The following is a 24,731-nucleotide window of genomic DNA, read 5'->3' on the forward strand; positions in this document are numbered from 1 at the left end:
CGCCCCTTTCTTATGGTGGATGACATGCGTTTCAACTATTCCGACCTCAATCCCGACCTCATCATGGATGCGCTCGATCTCAGTGGCCTGCGGCTCGACTCCGGCCTTATCGAGCTCAACAGCTACGAAAACCGGGTCTATCAGTTTCAGGATGAGGATCGTCGCCGCTATGTGGTGAAGTTCTACCGTCCCGGCCGCTGGAGCCGGGCCCAGATCCTCGAAGAGCACGAGTTTGCCACCCGTCTCGCGGAGGCTGAGATCCCGGTCGCCGCACCGCTCGCCTTCGCGGGCGAGACCCTGCTGGAGCACGAGGGCTACCCCTTTGCCATCTGGCAGAGCGTCGGTGGCCGCCAGTTCGAGGTGGATAATCTCGACCAGCTTGAGTGGGTGGGGCGTTTCCTCGGCCGCATTCATCAGATCGGTGCCAGCAAGCCGTTCCACCATCGGGTGCGACTCGATGTGGAGAGCATGCTGCATGAACCGCGTCAGCTGCTGGCGTCTGGCGAATGGCTGCCAAGCGGGCTGGCGAAGCAATTCTTCGGGGTGCTGGACGAGCTGATCAAGCATGTCAGCGACGCCATGACCCTGGATGTGGCGCAGATCTCCCTGCATGGCGATTGCCACCCGGGCAACATCCTGTGGCGCGATGGCCCCATGTTTGTCGACCTCGATGATTGCCGCACCGGCCCCGCGATTCAGGATCTCTGGATGATGCTGAGCGGCGAGCGCCACGAGCAGCAGATCCAGCTCGACACTCTGCTGGCGGGCTACGAGGAGTTTATGGAGTTCGACTCACGGGAGCTGGCGCTGATCGAGCCGCTGCGGGCGATGCGCATCGTTCACTACATGGCGTGGCTGGCGCGGCGCTGGGAAGATCCCGCCTTCCCCCGTCACTTCCCTTGGTTCAATACCGATCACTACTGGCGTCAACAGATAGCGACACTGCACGATCAGCTGGAGGCGCTGAAGGCACCGCCGTTAACCCTGATGCCAAACTGGTGAAATAGAAGGGATCTTGCGCGGCAAGGGGGACTCGATCTCCGGCCCTGACCATTGACGTCAGCATGGCGAAACAATAGGCTTGGCACTGCTTCGGTTCGCCGGGCGTGCCTCACAGTGATCCCTTAACAGGAAACATCATGAAAAAAGTTCTATTTTTCCTTGCTGCCATGCTGATGATCCCCATGGTTCACGCCGCCCCCGAGTTCAAGGAAGGCGTCAACTACGATGTGGTCAAACAGACTGGCAGTGCCCAGCCGGAAGTGATGGAGTTTTTCTCCTACTACTGCCCGCACTGCGCCACCTTCGAACCGATCGTTGAACAGTTGAAGGCCGGGTTGCCTGAGGGTGTGCCCCTCAAGAAGAACCCGGTTGCTTTCCTCGGTCGCGAGATGGGCCCCGAGATGCAGCGTGCCTATGCCGTTGCCAGCCTGCTCAATGCCGAAGCCAAGCTGACTCCGGCTATCTTCACCAAGATCCACACCCAACGTCAGCCGCCGATGAGCCGTGACGATGTGAAGAAGATCTTCGTGGACAACGGCGTACCGGCTGAAGAGTTCGACGGTGCCGTCGACAGCTTCGCCGTCTCCGGCATGGTCTCCCAGTTCGATCGCAACACCGAGAGCTACAACATTCGCGGTGTACCGGCCTTCCTGGTGAACGGCAAGTACATGGTGAAGATTGAATCCATCACCTCTCAAGAGCAGTTCAACAAGCTGGTGCAGTTCCTGCTGGCCAAGAAAGACTGATACCTTTTGAGTTGATTAAAAAAGCCCGCCGGTGTGAACCGGCGGGCTTTTTGTTTTCTGATTGTCGGGAAGATCAGACCCCGACGTGGAACGCCTGTTTGAGGTTGCGGATAAACTCCGCATCCCGGCAGAGAGTCTTGCCCGGGCTGTCGGAGATCTTGGCAACCGGGCCGCCATTGCACTCGATCAGCTTGAAGACGATGTTCATCGGGTTGACACCGGGCAGATCGCAGGTGAGCTTGGTGCCGATGCCGAAACTGGTGTTGATGCGGCCACGGAAGTGGCGGAACAGCTGCACCGCCTTGTCGAGGTTGAGCCCGTCGGAGAAGACCAGGGTCTTGTCGGTGGGGTCGATGCCGAGCCGCTGATAGTGGCTGATCGCCTTCTCGCCCCACACCACGGGATCGCCAGAGTCGTGGCGCAAGCCCTGATAGCTGCTGGCCAGCTCGAAGTCGAAGTCCCGCAGGAAGGCATCCATGGTGATGCAGTCGGTCAGGGCGATACCGAGATGGTCGGTGAACTCGTCCAGCCAACTGGTGAGGGCGGCACGCTGACTGTGCTCCAGCGGGAAGCCGAGCTGCTGGTGCGCCTGGAACCACTCATGGGCCTGGGTGCCGACCGCGGGCAGCTTGTACTTCTGGGCCAGCATATAGTTGCTGGTGCCGCGAAACGCCGGCAGCCGCTCCTTGAGGCGACCCACTACCGCATCCTGTACCGCGTGGGAGAAGCGGCGGCGGGTGCCGAAGTCGATGAGGTTGAACTCGCTCATCTCGTCGCGGCTCAGCTCCTTCTCCAGCTTGTCGATCTTCTGATCGAGTCGATCCAGCGCATGGCTGACGCCGAACTGGGGGTAGCGGAAGCGGTTGCGCATCTCGCTGATGATGGCGAGCACCGGGATCTCCCACAGGATCACATCCTGCCAGGGGCCCTCGACCCGCACATTGATGCGGCCATCCTGCTCGAACACCTTGAGCAGGGAGGCGTCGAGCGGCTTGCGGCGCAGGTGGTCGAGGTAGTCAGGGGTGAAGAAGGGACGCTCGGCCAGAAAATCGAGCTCAGGCCTGGTCAGTCGCAGGGATCCGGCGAGGCGCAGTTGCTCCTCGATCTGCCCCATCATGGGCAGCAGATCCTCTTCATTGCGGCTGTGAAACTCGGCCACCACCTCGGCATCCGGATAGCGATGGAACACCGCCTGCTGCATATGCAGCTTGTAGGCGTCGGTGTCGAGCAGGCTGGTGAGGATTGGAGGCATATCAGGCTCCTCGCAGACTGGTGAGCACGATGGAGCTCCCCTGCCGCATATGTAACGTGCAGGCGTCGGTGTCGAGCAGGCTGGTAAGAATCGGTGGCATATCAGGCGTCCAGCAGGCGTTGTACATCGATCAGGGTCTGGGCCAGTTCGGCGCCAGCCTCGATCATCTGGGTGTGGGCGCTGGCAACCGTCGCGGGTGCAATGCCACGGCAGGCATCGAGATGGACGATTACCCGGAAACCGGCGCGGCGCAGTTGCAGCACGCTGGTTTTGACACAGTAGTCGGTGGCAAGGCCGCCGACCAGTACGGTATCGACCTGGCGGGCTTGCAGGAATTCGATGAGTCCGGTGCTGCGCCGTTCAGCCAGGTCGTGGAAGCAGGTGCCGTAGGGATGCAGATCAGGCTCGACCCCCTTCCAGACGAAGAAGTCATAGTCGATGGGAGCGGGCAGGCCGTCTAGCAGCTCGAAGCCTTTGCTACCCGGTACGCAGTGCACCGGCCAAGTGAGGTCGGCGTTGGGCAGATCCAGCGGCAACAGCATGCCTGCGGGGTCAGAAACGGCCCAGTCAGCATTGGCAGGGTGAGAGTCTTTGCTGCCGATCCGCAGCGTGGCGAGGGTGGCCTGAGCGTTTAGCGCAGCCACAATATCATCACCGCCCGCGACGGGCAGTTCGTTCGGGCAGAGGGGGGTAAAGCCCTTCTGCGCATCAATATCCAGGCTGGCGACGGTTCCCATGATTGGCTCCTGCACATACTATTCGTGTGATATTATCTACCAAACATTAATGGAAGGCGAGCAGGGCGATCGGCATGCTGAGAATGAGTCTGGATATGGTGGTGCTGCGGTTGCATGAGGAGCGGCTCGAGCTGCTGCTCGAGACCCGCGATCGCCCCCCCTTTGCCCACTGCTGGCAACTGCCGGCGCTGCGCATCGACGAGACCCGGGATCGGGATCTGGATGCCGCCCAGCGCCGCCTGCTGGCGGAGTGGGGGCTCGGTCACTGCTACAGCGAGCAGGTCTGCACCCTTGGCAATCTGGAGCGGGATCCCCGCGGCTGGTCCACGACCTTGGTCTATCTCTGCCTGGTGGATCCGGAAGTGGAAGCGATCCATGGCTGCTGGCATCCGCTCGCCAACCTGCCGGGGCTGAGCCTCGCCTTCGACCATGTCCAGCTTATCGCCAAGGGGCTGGAGCGGCTGCGGATCAAGAGCCGCTACAGCACCCTGCCGCTGCAACTGCTGGGGCCCGAGTTCACCCTCTCCGAGGTGCAGCGCGCCTTCGAAATCATCCTGCAGACCCCCATGAATACGGCGGCATTTCGCAAGCGGATCCATCGCGCCGACATTCTGGTAGACACCGGCCGCAAGCGCACCGGCAAACAGCGCCCCGCCATCCTCTACCGGCTGGAGAGCCCCTGCTGCGTGATGTTCGATCAGGTGATGCACGGAGCGGAAGCGTGAGTGAGGCCGGCGTGCACAAGGTGCTGGTGAGTGCCTGCTTGCTCGGTCAGCCGGTGCGTTACGACGGTCAAAGCAAGGGGATTGTCAGCGACTGGCTGAGTGCGCTGGGTGCCGAGGGGCGGGCGCTGGCCTTCTGCCCCGAAGTGGCGGGCGGTCTGCCGACCCCGCGCCCTCCTGCCGAGCGGCAGGGCGAGCGTGTAGTGACGGCGAGCGGGCTGGATGTGACTGAAGAGTTTGATCGCGGCGCCGAGCTGGCGTTGGCTATTTGTCAGGCGCAGGGCATTCGCTTCGCCCTGCTGAAAGAGGGGAGCCCCTCATGTGGCAGCGGCCGTATCTATAACGGCCGCTTTGAAGGTGTTTCTGTGGCGGGCGAGGGCAAGACCACTGCCCTGCTGCGCCGCCACGGGATTGTGGTCTTTTCCGAAGATCAGTTGGCCGAGTTGGCTTCTGCGCTCTCTTTGGATTCCTCCCCGGATTTGGCGGCAACCGGCAGCGGCGCCTGACCGCTCTGCCACCCCTCCAGCACCTCGTCCTTCTCCTGCCAGCGCTGGTTTAGCCACTCCTGAAAACCGCGCTTGAACTGCTTGTCGTTGAAGTAATCTCCTATCAGCTGCTCATTCACCGGCAGCTCCTCAATCCGCACCTGAATGCGTTTTACCCGCCCCATCAGGAAGTCCTTGAACGGGGTCTCGGCGTTGTCCGGATAGCGGATGGTGACGTTGATCAGGCTGTCGAACTGTTCGCCCATGGCGGCCAGTGTGAAGGCCAGCCCCGCCGCCTTGGGCGGCATCAGGTGACGATAGCGGGAGCGGGCCGCATCCCGTTTCTGCTCGGTGAAGCGGGTTCCTTCCACGAAGTTGATGACGGTAGTGGGGATGTGGCGAAACTTCTCGCAGGCGTTGCGGGTGGTCTCGATATCCTTGCCGCGCAGGTGCGGGTTCTTCAGCAAAAACTCCCGTGAGTAGCGACGCATAAAGGGCATATCGAGCCCCCAGCAGGCGAGCCCCAGCAGCGGGATGTAGATGAGCTCGTGCTTCATGAAGAACTTGGGCACCGGCAGCCTATCCCGGAACAGGTGGCCGAGCACCACGATATCGGTCCAGCTCATATGGTTGCTGATGATGAGATACCAGCCATCCTTGCGCAGCTTGGTATTGTCCTCCACCTGCCAGTCAATACGGGTGGTGAGGCGGATCACCAGCGCATTGCAGGCCAGCCACAGTCTCATGAAGCGGTTGTTGAGCCGGCTGCAGGCACGGCCAAAGGCCGGGATCGGCAGTACTAGTTTGGCCAGCGACACCAGCAGGATCAGGCTGGCGCACAAGGCGGTGAAAAGGATGGTCAGGCCCGCGCTGATGATCAGCACCAGCGGGCCGGGAAGCAGGGATAGCATGAATGTTTACTGCGCCTTGGTTGCCAGCAGTTGGCTCAGGGTCTGGTCCTTTTCGTGCCAGATCCCGTTCAACCACTGTTGAAACTCTTGTTGGAACTCGGGGTCATTGAAGTAATCCCCCACCAGCTTGCGGTCGATCGGCAAATAGCGGACCTGAACCTTGATTTGCCCGACCCGGCCACACATGAAGTCCCAGTAGCTGGGGATGCCGTCCGGATAGGCGATGGTGACATCCACCAGTTGATGCAACTGATCACCCATGGCGGCCAGAGTAAAGGCGATGCCCCCCGCTTTCGGGTGGAGCAGGTGACGATAGGGCGAACCCTGCTTCTGATGTTTGCCCTTGGTGAAGCGGGTGCCTTCGACGAAGTTCATCACACTCACCGGAATGTGGCGGAACCTGGCACAGGCTTTACGGGTTGTTTCTATGTCTTTTCCCTTCAGATGGGGATGCTTTTCCAGAAATTTCCTGGAATATCGCCGCATGAAGGGGAAGTCGAGCGCCCACCATGCCAGACCGAGAAAAGGTACCCAAATCAGCTCTTTCTTGAGGAAAAACTTCAGGAAGGGGATTTTTTGGTTAAAAACCCGCTGCAGTACCAGTATGTCGACCCAGGATTGATGGTTGGCAATCACCATATACCACTCATTCCGGCGCCCTTTGTCCACTCCGACCACCTCGAAAGGAGTTTTGATGATGGTTTTCTGGATCAGATTGTTGAAACCGATCCAGCAGCTGGCACAGCCATCCAGCAGCCAGTTGCAGAGGGTGCGCCACCCCTTGAGGGGGAGCAGGAGCTTGAGCAGACCCAGCGAGAAGATGGGGACAAACCAGAAGAGGGTGTTGAAAAAATAGAGCAGGGTGGAGAGGCTGCCGCGCAGTCGCTCTGTCAGCTTGTTGGGCATGAGTTGGGTCCGTCTTGCTGTCGATAAAGGGCCATCAAGTGGTCAGATCTGTGGCCATAATATCAGCCGATTGCCTGCGAGACCATTCAGAGCCTTTACGGGGTTGGACTCACCCTTTCCCTTCTGTCAGCTGCTGCGCAGTCGCGACAGCAGCCTGTCCATGGCCCGGTAGCCGAGCGCCTCGATAAGATGCTCCTTGCCGATGGCGGGTTGCCCGGCCAGATCGGCGATGGTGCGTGACACCCGCAGGATGCGATGCCAGGCCCGGATGCTGAGCCCCAGCTTCTGGATGGCGTTCTCCAAAAATTCGGCATCTTGCGGTGATAGTCGGCAAATATCCTCTATCTCGCGACTATCCAGCAGGTTGTTGAGCTTGCCGTTGCGGCTCAGCATACGCTCTCGTGCCACCAGCACCCGATCGCGGATCTGCTGGCTAGACTCCCCTCGCTCCGCCTTGCCGGTGAGGCTCCCCTTGGGCAGCAGCGGTACCTCAACTGTCAGGTCGAAGCGGTCGAGAAAGGGACCGGAGAGCTTGCCGAGGTAGCGAAGGATCTGATCCGGGCTGGAGCGGGTCTGGCCGTCGCCATAGTGGCCGCAGGGGCTGGGATTCATGGCACCGACCAGCTGGAAGCGGGCGGGAAAATCCACCTGCCGGGCGGCCCGGCTGATGGTGATGTGGCCCGTCTCCAGCGGCTCGCGCAGGGAGTCGAGCACCTTGCGCTCGAACTCGGGCAATTCATCCAAAAACAGCACCCCGTTGTGGGCCAGCGAAATTTCGCCGGGCCGCGGGTGGCTGCCACCGCCCACCAGCGCCACCGCTGAGGCACTGTGGTGGGGCGTGCGATAGGGTCTGTGGTGCCAGTGACCGGCGCGCGGGGTGAGGCCACCGATGGAGTGGATTGCGGCGGTCTGCTGCGCCTCCTGCTCGCTCAGCGGCGGCAAGATGCCGGGCAATCGGCTCGCCAGCATGCTCTTGCCGGTGCCGGGCGGGCCGATGAACAGCAGGTTGTGGCTGCCGGCGGCGGCGATCTCCAGCGCCCGCTTGGCCTGTGACTGGCCGATCACATCCTGCAGGTCCGGCACATTGGGCAGGCTCTCCGCGCTTTGGGGATCCGGCAGCGGCAGTTCGTACTGGCCTGCCAGCCAAGCTGTGACGGCCAGCAGCTGATGGGCGGTGCGCACTTCGGCATCCTGAATGAGGGACGCTTCGGGGCCGTTCTCCCGCGGTACCAGCAGAGTGCGCCCCGCATCCCGGCAGGCGAGCACGGCGGGCAGCACCCCGAGCACGGGGCGAATTTCGCCGGTCAGGGCCAACTCCCCCAAAAATTCATGATCGAGCAGGTATTTTGCCGGTATCTGCTTGGAAGCAGCGAGAATGCCGATGGCGATGGCCAGATCAAAACGGCCCCCCTCCTTGGGTAGATCGGCGGGAGCCAGATTGACTGTGATGTGCTTGCTCGGGAACTCGAAATTGCCGTTGAGCAGGGCGCTGCGCACCCGGTCTCGCGACTCCTTCACCGAGGTTTCCGGCAGGCCGACCATGTTGAAGGCAGGCAGGCCGTTGGAGAGGTGAACTTCCACTGTAACTTGCGGGGCCGCGATCCCGAGGCTGGCACGGCTATAAACCACAGCTAATGACATAAATCCCGTCCTTGAGTTGATATATGTTCTGACTAACTGCTTGTTGTTGGTTTTTTATTCCAGAGTTCCGGCTGAGGAATAGCCAAAATCAGTGGGTTGTCACAGAAAAAAGGCTTGCCCAATAAAAATCACCGTGCTAGTTCTAATAGCCATTCGCGGTAGAAACCGCCCCAATTTCACAGGATTTCCGGTTGTAACTATGAACATGGCCTCCCGTTTCGTCAGCATTATTGTGGTCCTAGTGGTGATTATTATCTCACCGCTCGGGGCTCGTTTAGCTGCACGGAACAAGGGATAGACCCACCACCGGACAGAACGAAACAAGCGACCCCCGAGCCTCACAGCCCGGGGGTTTTTTTTCGACCAAAGGACAGGATTTTCCACATGAACGGCGCGCAGTTTTTGGTACAGGCTCTCAAGAAACAGGGTGTGACCCAGGTGTTTGGTTACCCGGGCGGGGCCATCATGCCGGTCTACGATGCCCTGTATGACGGTGGTCTGTCCCATCAGCTCTGCCGCCACGAGCAGGGCGCCGCCATGGCTGCGGTGGGCTACGCCCGCGCCTCTGGTCAGGTGGGCGTCTGCATCGCCACCTCCGGCCCCGGCGCCACCAATCTGGTGACCGGTCTGGCGGAGGCGCTGCTCGATTCGGTGCCGCTGGTGGCCATCAGCGGTCAGGTGCCCTGTTCCGCTATCGGTACCGATGCGTTTCAGGAGGTCGACGTGCTCGGCATGTCCCTCTCCTGCACCAAGCACTCCTTCATGGTGACCGATGCCGCCGATCTGGGGCGCGTGCTGGCAGAAGCTTTCGCCATCGCCACCGAAGGGCGCCCCGGCCCTGTGCTGATCGATCTCCCCAAGGATGTGCAACTGGCCGCGGTGCCTGCCCAGAGCCCGCTGTTTGCAGTGGAAGAGCCGGAGGTGCTCAACCCCTCGGATCTGGCCGCGGCCCGCACCCTGCTGGCTGCCGCCGAGCGTCCGGTGCTTTACGTCGGTGGCGGAGTGGGCATGGCCAATGCCGAGCAGCAGTTGCGCGACTTTGCTGCCGCAACCGGCATGCCAGCAGTCACCACCCTCAAGGGGATCGGCGCGCTCGACCCCGATAGCCCCGTTTATCTGGGCATGCTCGGCATGCACGGCACCAAGGCGGCCAACTATGCGGTGCAGCAGTGCGACTTGCTGCTGGTGGTGGGTGCCCGTTTCGATGATCGGGTGACCGGCAAGCTGGAGGAGTTTGCCCCCGAGGCCAAGGTGATCCATCTCGATGTGGATGCCGCCGAGTTCGGCAAGCGCCGCGCCGCCGAGGTGGGTATCACCACGGATCTCAAGCAGGTGCTACCACGCCTTGCAATGCCCCTTTCCATCGACCCATGGCGTGAACACTGCGCCGCCATGGCCCGCGAATATGCGTTTCGCTACGATCACCCAGGTCAGGCCATCTATGCCCCGGCCCTGCTCAAGCAGCTCTCTGCCCGGCTGCCGGAGAGCAGCGTGGTCGCCTGCGACGTGGGTCAGCATCAGATGTGGGTAGCCCAGCACATGCGCTTCACCAGTCCGCGCAACCACCTCTCCAGTGCCGGTCTCGGCACCATGGGCTTTGGTCTGCCCGCCGCTATCGGCGCCAAGATGTCGCGCCCGGAGGATGAAGTGGTGCTGGTGAGCGGTGATGGCTCTTTCATGATGAACGTGCAGGAGCTCGGCACCATCCGCCGCGCCCAGCTCAAGGTGAAGATGGTGCTGCTGGATAACCAGCGCCTCGGCATGGTGCGCCAGTGGCAGGAGCTGTTTTTCGACGGCCGCTATAGCGAGACCATCCTCTCCGACAACCCCGATTTCGTCGCCTTGGCTGCCGCCTTTGGCATTCCGGGCGAGACCATCACATGCAAGGAGCAGATAGCCGGCGCCCTCGATCGCCTGCTGGCAAGCGAGAGTGCCTACCTGCTGCATGTGGCCATTTCAGAGGAAGAAAACGTCTGGCCCCTGGTTCCGCCGGGAGTCGCCAACCACCAGATGATGGAGCAACGCCCATGAACCCGCACACCCTTGCACAGCCAGCATTTGCACAACACACCCTGCATATCCACGCCCAGCCGAGACCCGAAGTGATGGAGCGGGTGCTGCGGGTGGTGCGTCACCGTGGCTTCGCTCTCTGCGCCCTCAACATGGAGCAGGATTGCCAACAGCTGCGGATCACGGTTACTGTCGAGTCGGTGCGTCCCATCCAGCAGTTGTGGAGCCAGCTGGTGAAGCTGGTGGACGTTTCCCGGGTCGATGCACTGGAACAGCAACCCCGGATCAGAGCTTAAGGAGCCAAGCCAATGTCACAGCCTTCCCAATCCGCCACTCACTCGCAATACATCTGGTTCAACGGCAAACTGGTGCCCTGGCAGGAAGCCCAGGTGCACGTGATGAGCCACGCCCTGCACTACGGCTCCTCGGTGTTCGAGGGGGTGCGTGCCTACGATACCCCCAAAGGCACCTGTATTTTCCGCTTGCAGGAGCACACCCGCCGCCTGTTCGACTCCGCCAAGATCTACTGGATGGACGTCCCCTACAGCGAGTCCGAAGTGAATGAAGCCTGCCGCACCGTGGTGCGCGAGAACGGCCTGAAGAGCGGCTACCTGCGCCCGCTGGCCTTTGTCGGCAACGTGGGGCTGGGGCTGCATCCGCCGCTGGATGCCAAGGCTGATCTGATGGTGGCAGCCCTGCCTTGGGGCGCTTATCTGGGGGAAGAGGGGCTGAAAAACGGGGTGGATGTCTGTGTCACCTCCTGGAATCGGCTCGCTCCCAACACCATTCCCACCGGCGCCAAGGCGGGCGGCAACTATTTGTCATCCCAGCTGATCAGCCGCGAGGCCAAGCGCAACGGCTTCGCCGAGGGGCTGGCGCTGGATGTGAACGGCTACCTGAGCGAAGGCGCGGGGGAGAACCTGTTCCTAGTGAAGAACGGCGTACTGTTCACCCCGCCCGCTACCGCCGCCATCCTGCCCGGCATCACCCGCGACACCATCATGACGCTGGCCCGCGATCTCGGTTATGAGGTGCGCGAGCAGGCACTGCCCCGTGAGGCGCTCTATGTTGCAGACGAGATCTTCATGACCGGCACCGCCGCCGAGGTGACCCCGGTGCGCTCCGTCGATCGGATGAAGGTGGGCGCTGGCAGCCGTGGCCCGGTGACCGAGCAGCTGCAGAATGCCTTCTTCGGCCTGTTCAATGGCCAGACCGAAGACAAGTGGGGCTGGCTGACGCCCGTCAACGACTGATAAGAGAGGGGAGGCGTCATGCCTCCCCGAGTCGCTTCCGGTGAGGGTGCCTGGCGGTGCCTTCACCAGGATCGATTCCGATCCACTCGTATCATCACTGCATAACGCATCGAGCCCATATGGGCATTCAGGGAGTAGAGACATGCCGAAGTTGAGATCCGCCACCACCACCCACGGACGTAACATGGCCGGGGCCCGCGCCCTGTGGCGTGCCACCGGAATGACCGATCAGGATTTCGGCAAACCCATCATCGCCGTGGTCAACTCCTTCACCCAGTTCGTGCCGGGCCACGTCCACCTCAAGGATCTGGGCCAGCTGGTGGCACGCGAGATCGAAGCCGCGGGTGGCGTTGCCAAGGAGTTCAACACCATCGCTGTGGATGACGGCATCGCCATGGGCCATGGCGGCATGCTCTACTCCCTGCCGTCGCGCGAGCTGATCGCCGACTCGGTGGAGTACATGGTCAACGCCCACTGCGCCGACGCCATGGTCTGCATCTCCAACTGCGACAAGATCACCCCGGGGATGCTGATGGCGGCCCTGCGCATCAACATCCCGGTCATTTTTGTCTCCGGCGGCCCGATGGAAGCGGGCAAGACCAAGCTCTCCGACCAGATCATCAAGCTGGATCTGGTGGATGCCATGATCCAGGGCGCCGATCCCAAGGTGTCGGACGCCCAGAGCGAACAGGTGGAGCGCAGCGCCTGCCCCACCTGCGGTTCCTGTTCCGGCATGTTTACCGCCAACTCCATGAACTGCCTGACCGAGGCGCTGGGTCTCTCCCAGCCGGGTAACGGCTCCATGCTGGCGACCCACGCCGATCGTGAGCAGCTGTTCAAGCTGGCGGGCCAGCGCATCGTGACTTTGGCCAAGCGCTGGTATGAGCAGGATGACGAGACCGCCCTGCCGCGCAATATCGCCACCAAGGCGGCGTTCGAGAACGCCATGGCGCTCGATATCGCCATGGGCGGCTCCACCAATACCGTGCTGCACCTGCTGGCGGCGGCGCAGGAGGCGGGCGTCGACTTCACCATGGCCGATATCGACCGCATGTCGCGCAAGGTGCCACAGCTCTGCAAGGTGGCACCCTCCACCCAGAAGTACCATATGGAAGATGTACACCGCGCCGGCGGCGTGGTCGCCATTCTGGGTCAGCTGGAAAAAGCGGGTCTGGTGCATGGAGATACCCGTACCGTGCTGGGTTGCTCCCTCGTCGAACAGCTCAATGAGTATGACGTCAGCCGCCAGCCGAGTCAGGAGGTGGTGGACTTCTACCGCGCTGGCCCGGCCGGGATCCGCACCACCAAGGCGTTCAGTCAGGATTGCCGCTGGCCGGAGCTGGATCTGGACCGCGCCGAAGGCTGCATCCGCTCGCTGGACAACGCTTACAGCCAGGAGGGCGGCCTCGCCGTGCTTTCCGGCAACCTCGCGGTCAACGGCGCCATCGTCAAGACTGCCGGGGTGGATGAGGAGAACCTCACTTTCCGTGGCCCGGCCCGGGTATTCGAGAGTCAGGAGAGCGCGGTGAGCGGTATCCTCGACGGCACAGTGAAAGCGGGCGAAGTAGTGGTGATCCGCTATGAAGGGCCAAAAGGGGGCCCCGGCATGCAGGAGATGCTCTACCCCACTACCTATTTGAAATCCATGGGATTGGGCAAGGCGTGCGCCCTGATCACCGACGGCCGCTTCTCCGGCGGTACCTCGGGCCTCTCCATCGGCCACGTCTCGCCGGAAGCAGCCTCTGGCGGCACCATAGGTCTGGTGGAGGATGGCGACATCATCAGCATCAATATCCCGGCCCGCAGCATGGTGCTGGAGGTGGCCGACAGCGTGCTGGCCGCCCGCCGCGTCGCCGTGGAAGCCCGTGGCTGGAAGCCGCTCGATCGTCAGCGTCAGGTCTCCTTTGCCCTGCGCGCCTACGCCATGTTCGCCACCAGTGCCGACAAGGGCGCGGTTCGCGATCGCTCGATGCTGGGGGAATAAATCATGGTCTCTGCGGCGGATTATCTACGCAAGGTGTTGCTCTCCCCCGTCTATGAGGCGGCGCGGGTGACCCCCCTGCAAACCCTGAAGAAACTTTCCGAGCGGCTCGGCAACCATGTCAGCCTGAAGCGGGAGGATCTGCAACCGGTCCACTCCTTCAAGCTGCGCGGCGCCTATCACAAGATCGCCACCCTGACCGAGGAGCAGAAGGCGCGCGGCGTTATCGCCGCCTCTGCTGGCAACCACGCACAGGGGGTCGCCCTGTCGGCCGCCAAGCTCGGCATCAAGGCGATCATCGTGATGCCCAAGACCACGCCGGATATCAAGATCGACGCGGTGCGCCGGCAGGGCGGCAACGTCATGCTGTTTGGCAACAGTTTCGACGAGGCCTACGGCGAGAGCCGCCGCCTCTCCGAGCTGGAGGGTTACACCCTGATCCCGCCGTTTGACGACGTCGAGGTGATCGCCGGGCAGGGTACCATCGGCAAGGAGTTGCTGGAGCAGGATACCCACCTCACTCACGTCTTTGTGCCGGTGGGCGGCGGTGGGTTGGCCGCCGGGGTGGCGGTCTATATCAAGCAACTGCTGCCGGATGTGAAGGTGATCGGGGTGGAGGCTGAAGGGTCTGCCTGTCTCAAGGCCGCGCTGGCGGCCGGCGAGCCGGTCAATCTGGAGCGGGTCTCGCTGTTTGCGGACGGGGTGGCGGTCAAGCGCATCGGCGAGGAGACCTTCCGCCTGTGCAACCAGTATCTGGACGAGGTGGTGACCGTCTCCAACGACCAGATCTGCGCCGCACTGAAAGACATCTTCGACGACTGCCGCGCCATCGCCGAGCCGTCGGGCGCCCTCTCGCTGGCGGGCCTCAAGGCCTACAGCGAGCGGGAGCAGGTCAAAGGGGGGCGGATGGCGGCCATTCTCTCCGGCGCCAACGTTAACTTCCACAGCCTGCGCTACGTGTCGGAGCGCTGCGAGATCGGCGAGAAGCGCGAGGGCATGCTGGCGGTGACCATCCCCGAGCGCAAGGGGGCCTTCCTCGACTTCTGTCGTCAGCTTGGCCCCCGCATGGTGACCGAGTTCAACTATCGCTACGCCGATGCCGAACAGGCGTCGCTGTTCGTTTCGGTGCGCCTCACCGGCGGTGACGAAGAGCTCGGCCAGATCATCGATCAGCTCGGTGGCAACGGCTATCCAGTGGTCAACATGACCGAGAGCGAGCTGGCCAAGAATCATGTGCGCTACATGATTGGCGGCCGCCCGGCCCGGCCCCTTGGTGAGCGTCTCTACAGCTTCAAGTTTCCGGAGCAGCCTGGCGCCCTGATGCGCTTCCTCGAGACACTGGGTTGTCGCTGGAACATCAGCCTGTTCCACTACCGTAACCACGGTGCCGACTACGGCCGCGTGCTCTGCGCCTTCGAGCTGCCGGATGAAGACGTGGCAGCCTTCCACGACTACCTGCGCGAGATTGGCTACGGCTGGAAAGAGGTGAGCGACGACCCCGCCTACCGGCTGTTTCTGGCCAGTTGAGCAAGGGGGGCTTCAACAACTCATCAGGAGGGAGGCGTTATGCCTCCCTTTTCTATTGCTGCGTGTGGATAGGTCCACTCCGTACGACGCAACGTCATGGTTTAACTGACAAAACAGTGTGAATAGGTACACAGGTGATTTTTACGCCTGATATTGCTGGCAAGCTCACACTCCTGATGGCTTGGTCATTTGAGGCTGCGTTCGGATGGGATACCCTGAATAGCGGAGAGGCCGCCTGACGGCTTCACACAGGGAAAGTGCGCACTCAGGCGCCCATAACGACTTATTGCAGAGGCGAAAATATGAATAAATCCATGCTTGCCGTATTGGTCAGTGGTTTGCTGGCGGCCGGAGCCGTGCAGGCTGCCGCTCAGGACAATACCTGGTATGTCGGTGGCAAGGCAGGTTGGTCCAATTACTATGGCGTTGACCACAACCAGTATGCCGAGTCGATTGCCCAGACGTTGGGTAATACCAGCGAGAACACGGATGATCTGGGTCTGGGCCTGTTCGCCGGTTACCAGCTCAACCCCAACCTGGGTTTCGAGCTGGGTTATGACTGGCTTGGCAAATACGACACCACTTCGGGCACTGGCGCCAATACCCTCAAGACCGAAGCCAAGAGCCAGATGATTCAGGCCACCATGAAGATCAGCTTCCCGGCAACGAACGTGCTCGATCTTTATGGCCGACTGGGCGGCGCCTATGCCTGGACGGATAGCGAGATCAGCTTCGCCAATAGCAGCGAGACCGGCAAAAAGCATGGCGCCGCCTTCGTTGGTGCGCTGGGTGCCGAATACGCCATCGATCGTGACTGGGCCGCCCGTCTGGAGTACCAGTACACCACGCCGCTGGGGGATGCCTCTCTCGATCGCTCCGGCATCGAGATGGATAACGGCCTGATTTCGTTCGGGATGCTCTATCGCTTCGGTCAGCAAGGTGGCGAGGTCGTAGCACCGGCGCCCGCTCCGGCCGCCGAACCGGCACCTGTAGCCGTGGTTGAGCCCAAAACCTTCAGTCTGAGTTCCGATGTGCTGTTCGAGTTCAACAAGGCGACCCTGAAGCCGGCTGCCAATCAGGCGCTCGATGCCCTGTTCAGCCAGATTGTGGCGGCCAATCCGAAAGATGGCGTCGCAACTGTCATCGGTTATACCGACCGCATCGGCTCCGACAACTACAACCTGGCCCTCTCCGAGAAGCGTGCCCAGAGCGTGGCCAGCTATCTGGTATCCAAAGGCTTGTATGCCGACAAGGTTCGGGTCGAGGGGCGTGGCAAGGCCAATCCGGTCACTGGCAACAGCTGTGCCAGCCGCTCCAAGCAGGAGCTGATCGCCTGTCTGGCACCGGATCGCCGGGTAGAAATCCATCTGGAAGGGGTCTCCCAGCCTGTCCAATAAGCAGAGCAACGGGATCGATAAATGTAAAAACGGGAGGCTTGGCCTCCCGTTTCTTATGGGGTGTTTACGATGTTGAGCCTCAGAGCCCGAACCGCGGGCGCAGGCGAATGCCGATGAGGCTGCCAGCGAGGGCCATCAGCATCCAGACCCAGCCGTGCAGGCTGCCGGAGGCGGTGCCGTCGAAGAAGCCGCCGAGGTTGCAGGCGCTGTACATGGCGCCCATCCCCATCAGCAGGCCGCCGAGGATGGATGCCAGACTGTTGCCGATCCGCATCGGGGCGAAGTTGCCGCCACCGCTGATGCAGCGCGCCAGCATGGCCCCCAGAATGCCGAGCCAGAACATGCCGACCATGGGGTTGATGAAGAGCGGCTGGGCCAGCTTGGGGTTGCCCTCGAACAGGCCGAACAGAGAGGCGCCGCGCAGCGCCATGTCATAGACAGCGCCGGTGATGGTCCAGGCCGAGCCGTGCAGGGCGACGACAGTGGAGTTGAGTATGGCGATGATGATGCCACCGGTCAGCACGGTGAAGCGGCCATCGCGCCAGAACAGGTTGCCGCCGCTGAAGAGGGGCTTGAGTTCGCCAGTACGCTTGAGTTCGCTGTTGCGAAACAGCAGGAACAGCGCGGCGACCAGCGCCAGGTTGAGCAGCATGCCGCTCCAGATATTGCCGGTCAAATCCTTGGCCAGCACCACATGGCTGGAGAAGGTGGCCTCCAGTTCGGGGCGGAACTGGTTGCTGATGAGGGTGCCGATGCCGTAGCAGATCAGCACCAGCCAGAAGCGGGGTTGCCCCTCGCCGCAGCAATAAAGAGTGCCGGTGGCACAGACGCCTGCCAGCTGCATGCCGATGCCGAACAGGAAGGCACCGACGATGAAAGGAATGCCGATAGCCATCACGTTACCCACCATGGCGTCGCCAAACAGGGCGTGGCTAAAGGAGAGGAAGGTGGTGAACAGCAGAATTTCGATGGCGATGGTGAGCAGGTGAACCCGCACATAGTAGCTGTTGCGCTTGGTCAGCATCTCACGCCAACCGAAGACGATGCCGAAGCGGCTGAAGGAGAGGGTGAAGCCGAAGCCAAATCCGATCAGGGCCATCAAAGCCCATTTCATACCAAAGGTGTTGCCGAGCCAGAGTAACGCTCCCCCCGCGATTGCCACGATGGGGAGCGACCATTTTCGATTCATGCCAGTTGATCCTTGTAGTTGGTTATTGGAGGGGCGGATCCTATTCCCTCAGGGAGTCCAATGCTACCCATTTAACCAGTGCAGAGAAAAAGGGGAGCGCTGACTCCCGTCAGTGTCGGGGATCAATGGCGGGTGGTATCGAGATGGAAGTGGTGAGTCTGTCTGGTCAGGATGCGGGCGTGCTGGGCGACCATGGTCGCCTCTTCGGCGGCCTGACTGGCGCTCTGGTTGGCCTCGGCCGCCAACCGCGACATCTCGCCGACCTGATGGTGGATCCCCTGCACCAGCCGGGTCTCATCGCTCATCAACTGGTCGACCTGAGCGATGCGTTGGTTGATCTCCTCGCAACTCTGCGCGATCCGGGCGACGCTCTGGCGCGCTGTCATCGTGTGAGTGACCGCCTGTTCGACCCGGGCCAGCTCGGTATCCATCTCGCTGGCGGCGCGCAGGCTGACATCCTGGATCTTGCCGATGATGGTGTTGATCTCGGTGGTGGCGCTGCCTGTTCGGGTCGCCAGCGAGCGTACTTCATCGGCCACCACGGCAAAACCGCGTCCCTGTTCGCCTGCCCGCGCCGCTTCAATGGCGGCGTTCAGCGCCAGCAGATTGGTCTGCTCCGCAATATCGTGAATAGCGCCCGCCAGCCCGGCAATCTGCTGCGAGAGGCCGGCCAGATCCGAAATGGTATGGGAGACCTGCTTCACTCCCGTGACTTGCTCCCCGATCACCTGTTCCACGGTGTGGATGGCGAGTGTCGCCTCTTGTGCCCGCTCTGCTGACTGCAGGGTTTGCTCCCCTACCTGATGCAGCTGGCTACCCGCTTGTTCAATGGAGTGGGTGAGCTGCTCGATGGCCTGTTCGATATGGTGGGCCGCCCCGACCTGTGCCTGACTGTCATCGGTGTGCCGTTGTGCCATGGCGGTCAGGCTGGTGGCGCGATCATCCAGCGTACTGGCGCTGCGCTGCAGGGACTCCACCAGGGTTGCCAGCTGGTCACGCATGGCCCCGATCTGGCGGATCAGCTCGCCGATGGCATCAAGGCCCGGCTCCGGCATGGGGCGGTTCAACTCCCCTTCGGCGATGGCGGCGGTGGCCTTGCCTGCGGCCAGCAGTCGCTGTTGGGTGGGGCGTCCCAGCCAGAAGATGAGCCCGGCCCCCAGCAGTGCAGCGCACAACAGCAGGCCGTAGCAGAGTCGGGTTGTGTTGGCGAGATGGGCCATCTGCTCGGCGGCATACTCGTTACCGCGGATGACGGTGGCGTCCACCCCTAGCCGGTGGGCGTTATAGAGGGTGTGCAGGCGTGCTGCAAGCGCGCCCGCCTGCGCCAGATCCCCCGCCTTGATGGCGGGGACAAACTTGTCGTTGAGCAACTGCCAGAACAGTTCCCCCTGCACTTTTTGCTCCCCCAGCAGCAGCTCCCTGAGGGGCTCGTTCAGGTTGCTCTCTTGCCAGAAGCGGTTACGGCTCTCGAACTCTTGCTGAAGCCGGGTGAGGGTTTGCAGCAGGTGCTCCCGCTCCTCCGGTTTGGCATGGAGCAGGGTGTAGACCTGCAACTGGGATTCGATGAGGTAGAGGGGCGGCGGCAGAATATCGGCTACCACATCCTTCCCCTGTCCCATCTGATCGGCTGCGCTCCGGACCGAATAAAGCCCGAAAAAGCTGATGGAGATCAGCGTGATAATGACCATGATCCCCAGAATCTGGCCAAAAAGCAGGGATCTGTCGTGAATGTGCTTGAGCATGTTGCCTCCATTCGGCTCCGTTCCATGGATAGCATAGCTCTCTGGCGGGATGGTGCGACTCGGGTGTGGTCTGTTGATGGTCAGTCGGCTCTGGAGAAGGGGAAGTCGCAGTCAGAAGGCCGCTGGTGGCACAAAAAAGAACCCCGGCCTATGAGCCGGGGTCGATGGTGGTGAGGCGGTGTCAGGTCCTGCTTGGCGCGGCTTTGCCGCTGCGCAGCCCATCCAGACTGAACAGTACCAGCGCGCTCCAGATGCAGGCGAAGGTGAGCAGTTTGTCCATCGCCAGCGCTTCCCCATAGAGGGTGACTGCGAGGATAAACATCAGGCTGGGGCCTATGTACTGGAAGAAGCCCAGGGTGGAGAGCTTGAGCCTGGTTGCGGCGGCGGTGAAGCAAAGCAGGGGGGCCGTGGTGACGGCGCCTGCGGCGATCAGCAGCAGGTTGAGGTGCCAGTCATTCTGGGTGAGATGGCTGGTGGGACTGTCGGCAAAGCCCCACAGATAGATGGCCGCTGGCGGCAGCATGATCATGGTTTCGATCAGCAGACCGGTGAGGGCATCGAGGGCCAGTTTTTTGCGCACCAGCCCATAGATGGCGAAACTCGACGCCAGCACCAGCGCAATCCAGGGCAAGGAGCCAAAGGCGATAAGCTGGATCGCCACCCCGGCAAAGGCCAGCGCCACCGCCCACCACTGCAGGCGGCGCAGCTTCTCGCTCAGAAACACCATTCCCAACAGTACGTTGAACAGCGGGTTGATGTAGTAGCCGAGGCTGGCATCCAGCATATGGCCGTTGTTGATGGCCCAGATGAACAGCAGCCAGTTGCCGCCGACGGTAACCGAGGTAAACGCCAAGGTGAGCAACACTTTTGGCTGGCGCAGCACCGCCTGCACCTTGTGCCACTGGCGCCCTGCCAGGGTCAGTACCATCAGCAGCACGCAGGACCAGATCATCCGGTGGGTCAGGATCTCGGCGGCCGGAACGGCAGAGATGGTCTTGAAATAGATGGGGGCTATGCCCCAAAGGGTATAGGCGCACAGGGCGTAGATGACGCCCTGACGCTGGATCTGTTGCGGCATGCGGATGACCTTTACTGAAGCGTTGGATGCGGGAAAACATCGCAAAAAATCAGTGTAGCGATCCTTTTGCGGGGAAAGAAGCGAATAAACGAAGTTTGAGGGGAAGGAAGCGAGTGGCTGGCCGGTCAACCTTTACCGCGGCGGATCTTGTCGACGTCCATCAACAACCACAACATCAGGGCGATGGCGGAGATCCAGGGGCCCCAGGTCACGTAGGCCTCGCCGTGCCCCAGCACGAAGAACAGCAGGGGCAAACCGATCACCAGAAAAAGTACGCTTCCCAGAAAAAATAGCATTTTTGTCTTTATATTTAACATGTTGGCTTTTTTATCATTATAAGGATTGAGCCCGGTGATGGAAGGCCAAAAATGCAAAAGGGGGATTTCTCCCCCTTTTTGATCCGATAGTGCTGCTTTGTCGTGTTATTCCAGCTGAATCCAGGTGCTTTTCAGCTCGGTGTACTTCTCCAGCGCATGAAGTGACTTGTCGCGACCGTTACCGGACTGTTTGAAGCCGCCAAATGGCATGGTCATGTCACCACCGTCCCAGTTGTTGACGAACACGGTACCGGCGCGCAGGGCGCGCGAGCCTTTCACCGCCTTGTTGAGATCCGCCGTCCAGATCGCCGCCGCCAGCCCGTAGTCGGTGTCATTGCCCAGCGCGATAGCCTCCTCCAGCGTATCGAAGCCGGTCACCGCCAGTACAGGGCCGAAGATCTCCTCGCGGAAGATGCGCATCTTCGGGGTCACGTCGTCAAAGATGGTGGGTTCGATATAGAAGCCGCCACTCTCCATATTGGTGCGGTTGCCACCCAGCAGCAGTTTGGCCCCCTCCTGCTTGCCAATCTCGATATATCGCAGCACCTGCTCCATCTGGATGTGATCCACCATGGCGCCGATGCGGGTCGCAGGGTCGAGCGGGTTGGCCGAGATCCACTCGCGGGCATGGGCCAGCAGTCGCTCCATAAATTGCGGTTTGATGCTGTTTTGTACCAGCAGGCGGGAGGCGGCGGTGCACACCTCGCCCTGGTTGTAGAAGATGGCGCCAGCGGCGCTCTTGGCCGCGGCGTCCAGATCCGGCGCATCCGCCAGTATGATGTTGGGGCTCTTGCCGCCGCACTCCATAAAGGCGCGCTTGAGGTTGGACTTGCCGGAGCACTCCACCAGATGTTTGCCGATCTTGGTGGAGCCGGTGAAGGTGATGCAGTCCACATCCATATGCATGGCCAGCGCCTCGCCCACGGTATGGCCAAAGCCCGGCAGCACGTTGAACACACCGTCCGGAATACCCGCCTCCTTGGCCAGACCTGCGATACGCAGGGCGGTCAGGGGGGATTTTTCGGAAGGCTTGAGAATGACCGAGTTGCCGGTAGCGAGCGCCGGGCCGAGCTTCCAGCAGGCCATCACCAGCGGGAAGTTCCACGGCACGATGGCTGCAACCACCCCGAGCGCTTCGCGGGTCACCAGCGCCAGTGCTGACTCCTCCACCGGGGCGACCTGATCGTAGATCTTGTCGATCGCTTCGGCGTTCCAGGCGATGCAGTTGGCGGCGGCGGGAGCGTCATAGCTCATGGCATCGCCGATGGGTTTGCCCATATCCAGCGACTCCAGCAGCGCCAGCTCAACCTTGTTGAGGCGCATCAGCTCGGCGAAGCGCTGCATGATCTGCTTGCGCTGTTTCGGTGGCAGGCCGCTCCAACGCTTGTCGTTGAAGGCGTCACGGGCAGCCTGTACCGCCAGTTCGGCATCGGCGGCATCGCACGCTGCTACCTTGGTCAGCAGCTTGCCGTTGGCCGGGTTGATGCAATCGAAGGTGGCGCCATTGACGGCATCCCGATAGCTGCCGTTGATAAAGGCTTGCGAGGGCAGGGTCAGATGGGCGGCCTTGTGTTGCCACTGGGCCAGGGTCAGGTCACTCATGTTCACTCCTTGAACCGGCAAAAGTCAGATTCCGCGTATCAATATGCTAAACATCCTGCCGCTTGTAAATCCATCTTGTAACAATTCATTAAACATTGCCCCCTGCCGACACGCGCCTGAATGTCAGAAACTGGCGGGGGTGTTGGCCGAAATCAGCACGCACTCCTGCTCGCCGCTATTGCGAAAACGGTGGGGGGTGCGGCTGTCGAAGTAGTAGCCATCCCCGGCGCCCAGCAGGTAGATCTGCTCGCCCACGGTCACTTCAACTTCGCCCTTGATGACAATGCCGCACTCTTCACCCTCGTGGCTCAGCATGTCGTCGCCGGTGTCGGCGCCAGGTGGCAGCACCTCCTGCAACATGCCGATGGCGCGGTTGGCTCGGCTGTGCCCGACCAGCCGGTAGCTGATGGGATGGGTGCCGAGATCCGGCATATCGGCGGCGCGGAAGATCACTTCGGTGCCCATTTCAGTCTCTTCGGTGAAGAAGCTGGCCAGCGACATGGGGATGCCTTCCAGCACCTTGCGCAGGGAGGCGACAGAGGGGCTCACCTGATTTTTCTCGATTTGGGAGATAAATCCGTTGGTCACACCGGAGCGCTTGGCCAGCTCGCGCTGGGAGAGGGCTGCCTTGGTGCGAACCGCCTTGAGGCGGTGACCGATATCCATCTATAGACACTCCTTGACTGTTTACTATTATTAAAATTGTGTTAAATATCTTATACCACCCTGCTGATGCGTCTAGCTAGGGGTGGCACCAGACAGGGCGATAATGGGCCCTTTTTTATGGATTCAGGTGTTTAATTTAATAGGCATTGGCCGACAGTTGCTAAACACCTTAAGGATGAGGTGACCATGAAACCGATCAGCGACATCAATACGCCCTCCGACATGTCCGCCTTCTGGATGCCGTTCACCGCCAACCAGCAGTTCAAGGCGGCGCCGCGCATCCTGAAGTCGGCAGAGGGGATGTATTATCACTCAGAGGATGGCCGCAAGATACTGGATGGCACAGCCGGACTCTGGTGTTGCAACGCGGGCCATGGTCGGCGCGAGATTGCCGAGGCGGTCTCCCAGCAGATTTCCCACCTCGATTTTGCCCCTACTTTCCAGATGGGCCACCCGCTGCCGTTCGAGCTGGCCAACAAGCTGGTGGAGATCGCTCCCAAGGGGTTTGGCCACATCTTCTACACCAACTCCGGCTCCGAGTCGGTCGATACCGCGCTCAAAATCGCGCTGGCTTGGCAGCGGGCTCGCGGTCAGGGCACCCGTACCCGGCTGATTGGCCGCGAGCGTGGCTATCACGGGGTCGGTTTTGGCGGTATCTCGGTGGGGGGCATTCCCGGCAACCGCAAGTGGTTCGGCTCCCTGCTGACCGGGGTGGATCATCTGCCCCATACCCTCAACATCGCCAAAAACGCCTTCACCAAAGGGTTGCCCGAGGAGGATGTGGCGCTGGCCGACGAGCTGGAGAAGATCGTCTTTCTGCACGATGCCAGCAATATCGCGGCGGTGATCGTCGAGCCCATCGCTGGCAGTACCGGCGTGCTGATGCCCCCCAAAGGCTACCTCAAGCGGCTGCGGGAGATCTGCACCAAACACGGCATCCTGCTGATTTTTGACGAGGTGATCACCGGTTTCGGCCGCCTCGGTTCCCCCTTCGCCGCGCAGGAGTTCGATGTCATCCCCGACATGATCACCTGCGCCAAGGGGCTGACCAACGGCGCTATCCCCATGGGCGCGGTGCTGGTGCAGAAGCACATTTATGACGACATGATGGCGGCAGGCAAGGGGGCCATCGAGCTGTTCCACGGCTACACCTACTCCGGTCATCCTGTGGCTGCGGCTGCGGGTCTGGCGACCCTCGAAATCTATCGCAACGAGAACCTGCTCAGCCGCGCCGCCGATCTGGCGGGCTACTGGGAGGAGGCGGCCCATTCGCTGAAGGGCTGCAAGCATGTGAAGGATGTACGCAACTACGGGCTGGTGGCGGGTATCGAGCTGGAATCGATGCCGGATGCACCGGGCAAACGCGCCTACGAGGTGTTCGTGCGCTGCTTCGAGAAGGGGGCATTGATCCGGGTGACCGGCGATATCATCGCCCTGTCGCCACCCCTTATCATCGAGCGCAGTCAGATCGACGATCTCTTCACCCTGCTGCAGGATGCCCTGCAGGCACAACCCTAACCCATTTGATGGCCCCGCACTGGCGGGGCCTTGCGTTGGTTTGCTCAGC

22 protein-coding genes are annotated in these 24,731 nt (G+C 61.5%); 11 read left to right on the top strand and 11 right to left on the bottom strand.

The window, feature by feature from the left end:
* The first annotated feature begins 12 nt into the window (after positions 1-12).
* On the top strand, positions 13-1,002 hold the full coding sequence (locus tag AB5Z09_RS03435) for a serine/threonine protein kinase (protein ID WP_058058952.1): 990 nt from the start codon (positions 13-15) through the stop codon (positions 1,000-1,002).
* 137 nt (positions 1,003-1,139) lie between these two features.
* Positions 1,140-1,748, top strand: a complete 609-nt coding sequence (locus AB5Z09_RS03440) for a thiol:disulfide interchange protein DsbA/DsbL (protein WP_005339604.1) — start codon at positions 1,140-1,142, stop codon at positions 1,746-1,748.
* A gap of 73 nt (positions 1,749-1,821) precedes the next feature.
* On the opposite strand, the gene pncB is transcribed toward AB5Z09_RS03440, so the two are convergent.
* Complete coding sequence (gene pncB / locus AB5Z09_RS03445) at positions 1,822-3,000, bottom strand: nicotinate phosphoribosyltransferase (RefSeq protein WP_302246843.1); 1,179 nt, start codon at positions 2,998-3,000, stop codon at positions 1,822-1,824.
* Positions 3,001-3,101: 101 nt separating this feature from the next.
* Positions 3,102-3,737 (bottom strand): nicotinamidase, encoded by a 636-nt coding sequence (locus AB5Z09_RS03450; RefSeq protein WP_005356142.1) that lies wholly within the window; start codon positions 3,735-3,737, stop codon positions 3,102-3,104.
* A gap of 74 nt (positions 3,738-3,811) precedes the next feature.
* Here AB5Z09_RS03450 and AB5Z09_RS03455 point away from each other — a divergent pair, with 74 nt between their 5' ends.
* Together AB5Z09_RS03455 and AB5Z09_RS03460 are read left to right on the top strand one after the other, a co-directional pair.
* Positions 3,812-4,462 (top strand): DNA mismatch repair protein MutT, encoded by a 651-nt coding sequence (locus tag AB5Z09_RS03455; protein ID WP_005339607.1) that lies wholly within the window; start codon positions 3,812-3,814, stop codon positions 4,460-4,462.
* A complete protein-coding gene (locus AB5Z09_RS03460) occupies positions 4,459-4,965 on the top strand; it encodes a DUF523 domain-containing protein (RefSeq protein ID WP_368194651.1) in 507 nt (168 codons plus the stop codon). Before AB5Z09_RS03455 ends, AB5Z09_RS03460 begins: the two co-directional genes overlap by 4 nt.
* Here AB5Z09_RS03460 and AB5Z09_RS03465 read toward each other — a convergent pair.
* The 3 genes from AB5Z09_RS03465 to AB5Z09_RS03475 all read right to left on the bottom strand — a co-directional run bounded on the left by AB5Z09_RS03465 (position 4,890) and on the right by AB5Z09_RS03475 (position 8,402).
* Positions 4,890-5,855 carry an acyltransferase gene (locus AB5Z09_RS03465; protein WP_319919240.1) on the bottom strand — a complete coding sequence of 322 codons (966 nt, stop codon included), beginning with the start codon at positions 5,853-5,855 and terminating at the stop codon, positions 4,890-4,892. The genes AB5Z09_RS03460 and AB5Z09_RS03465 overlap by 76 nt on opposite strands.
* Positions 5,856-5,861: 6 nt before the next feature.
* Positions 5,862-6,761, bottom strand: a complete 900-nt coding sequence (locus AB5Z09_RS03470; RefSeq protein WP_005339610.1) for an acyltransferase — start codon at positions 6,759-6,761, stop codon at positions 5,862-5,864.
* A gap of 126 nt (positions 6,762-6,887) precedes the next feature.
* Entirely contained in the window at positions 6,888-8,402 is a 1,515-nt protein-coding gene (locus AB5Z09_RS03475) for a YifB family Mg chelatase-like AAA ATPase (protein WP_227341746.1), read from the bottom strand.
* A 384-nt stretch (positions 8,403-8,786) separates the two neighbouring features.
* Between AB5Z09_RS03475 and ilvG the strand changes: the two genes are divergently transcribed.
* The 6 genes from ilvG (at position 8,787) to ompA (ending at position 16,570) form a co-directional block, all read left to right on the top strand.
* Positions 8,787-10,433: an acetolactate synthase 2 catalytic subunit gene (ilvG, locus tag AB5Z09_RS03480; RefSeq protein ID WP_368194652.1), complete on the top strand. Its 1,647-nt coding sequence runs from the start codon at positions 8,787-8,789 to the stop codon at positions 10,431-10,433.
* On the top strand, positions 10,430-10,708 hold the full coding sequence (ilvM, locus tag AB5Z09_RS03485) for an acetolactate synthase 2 small subunit (RefSeq protein WP_005339613.1): 279 nt from the start codon (positions 10,430-10,432) through the stop codon (positions 10,706-10,708). Before ilvG ends, ilvM begins: the two co-directional genes overlap by 4 nt.
* Positions 10,709-10,720: 12 nt before the next feature.
* Positions 10,721-11,665 carry a branched-chain amino acid transaminase gene (locus tag AB5Z09_RS03490; RefSeq protein ID WP_368194653.1) on the top strand — a complete coding sequence of 315 codons (945 nt, stop codon included), beginning with the start codon at positions 10,721-10,723 and terminating at the stop codon, positions 11,663-11,665.
* A gap of 142 nt (positions 11,666-11,807) precedes the next feature.
* A complete protein-coding gene (ilvD, locus tag AB5Z09_RS03495; RefSeq protein ID WP_227272539.1) occupies positions 11,808-13,649 on the top strand; it encodes a dihydroxy-acid dehydratase in 1,842 nt (613 codons plus the stop codon).
* Positions 13,650-13,652: 3 nt separating this feature from the next.
* Complete coding sequence (ilvA, locus tag AB5Z09_RS03500) at positions 13,653-15,173, top strand: threonine ammonia-lyase, biosynthetic (RefSeq protein WP_167570662.1); 1,521 nt, start codon at positions 13,653-13,655, stop codon at positions 15,171-15,173.
* A 302-nt stretch (positions 15,174-15,475) separates the two neighbouring features.
* Positions 15,476-16,570 (top strand): porin OmpA, encoded by a 1,095-nt coding sequence (ompA, locus tag AB5Z09_RS03505; protein ID WP_064337571.1) that lies wholly within the window; start codon positions 15,476-15,478, stop codon positions 16,568-16,570.
* A 79-nt stretch (positions 16,571-16,649) separates the two neighbouring features.
* Here ompA and AB5Z09_RS03510 read toward each other — a convergent pair whose 3' ends face one another.
* From AB5Z09_RS03510 to AB5Z09_RS03535, 6 genes are all read right to left on the bottom strand, one after another.
* On the bottom strand, positions 16,650-17,759 hold the full coding sequence (locus AB5Z09_RS03510; protein WP_368194654.1) for a YeeE/YedE thiosulfate transporter family protein: 1,110 nt from the start codon (positions 17,757-17,759) through the stop codon (positions 16,650-16,652).
* Positions 17,760-17,881: 122 nt separating this feature from the next.
* Positions 17,882-19,501, bottom strand: coding sequence for a methyl-accepting chemotaxis protein (locus tag AB5Z09_RS03515; protein ID WP_368194655.1), 1,620 nt, complete (start codon positions 19,499-19,501; stop codon positions 17,882-17,884).
* 181 nt (positions 19,502-19,682) lie between these two features.
* Positions 19,683-20,579, bottom strand: coding sequence for an EamA family transporter RarD (gene rarD, locus AB5Z09_RS03520; RefSeq protein WP_005356175.1), 897 nt, complete (start codon positions 20,577-20,579; stop codon positions 19,683-19,685).
* A gap of 125 nt (positions 20,580-20,704) precedes the next feature.
* Positions 20,705-20,875 carry a hypothetical protein gene (locus AB5Z09_RS03525; RefSeq protein ID WP_005341999.1) on the bottom strand — a complete coding sequence of 57 codons (171 nt, stop codon included), beginning with the start codon at positions 20,873-20,875 and terminating at the stop codon, positions 20,705-20,707.
* A gap of 126 nt (positions 20,876-21,001) precedes the next feature.
* On the bottom strand, positions 21,002-22,498 hold the full coding sequence (locus AB5Z09_RS03530; protein ID WP_139494402.1) for an aldehyde dehydrogenase: 1,497 nt from the start codon (positions 22,496-22,498) through the stop codon (positions 21,002-21,004).
* Positions 22,499-22,621: 123 nt separating this feature from the next.
* A complete protein-coding gene (locus AB5Z09_RS03535; protein WP_005339643.1) occupies positions 22,622-23,164 on the bottom strand; it encodes a cupin domain-containing protein in 543 nt (180 codons plus the stop codon).
* A gap of 186 nt (positions 23,165-23,350) precedes the next feature.
* Here AB5Z09_RS03535 and AB5Z09_RS03540 point away from each other — a divergent pair, with 186 nt between their 5' ends.
* The gene (locus tag AB5Z09_RS03540; RefSeq protein WP_071913730.1) at positions 23,351-24,682 is read left to right on the top strand and encodes an aspartate aminotransferase family protein; all 1,332 of its coding nucleotides are present in this window, start codon (positions 23,351-23,353) and stop codon (positions 24,680-24,682) included.
* Positions 24,683-24,731: the final 49 nt, after the last annotated feature.

The organism is Aeromonas sp. R2-2 (assembly GCF_040908355.1).
Classification (GTDB): domain Bacteria; phylum Pseudomonadota; class Gammaproteobacteria; order Enterobacterales; family Aeromonadaceae; genus Aeromonas; species Aeromonas veronii.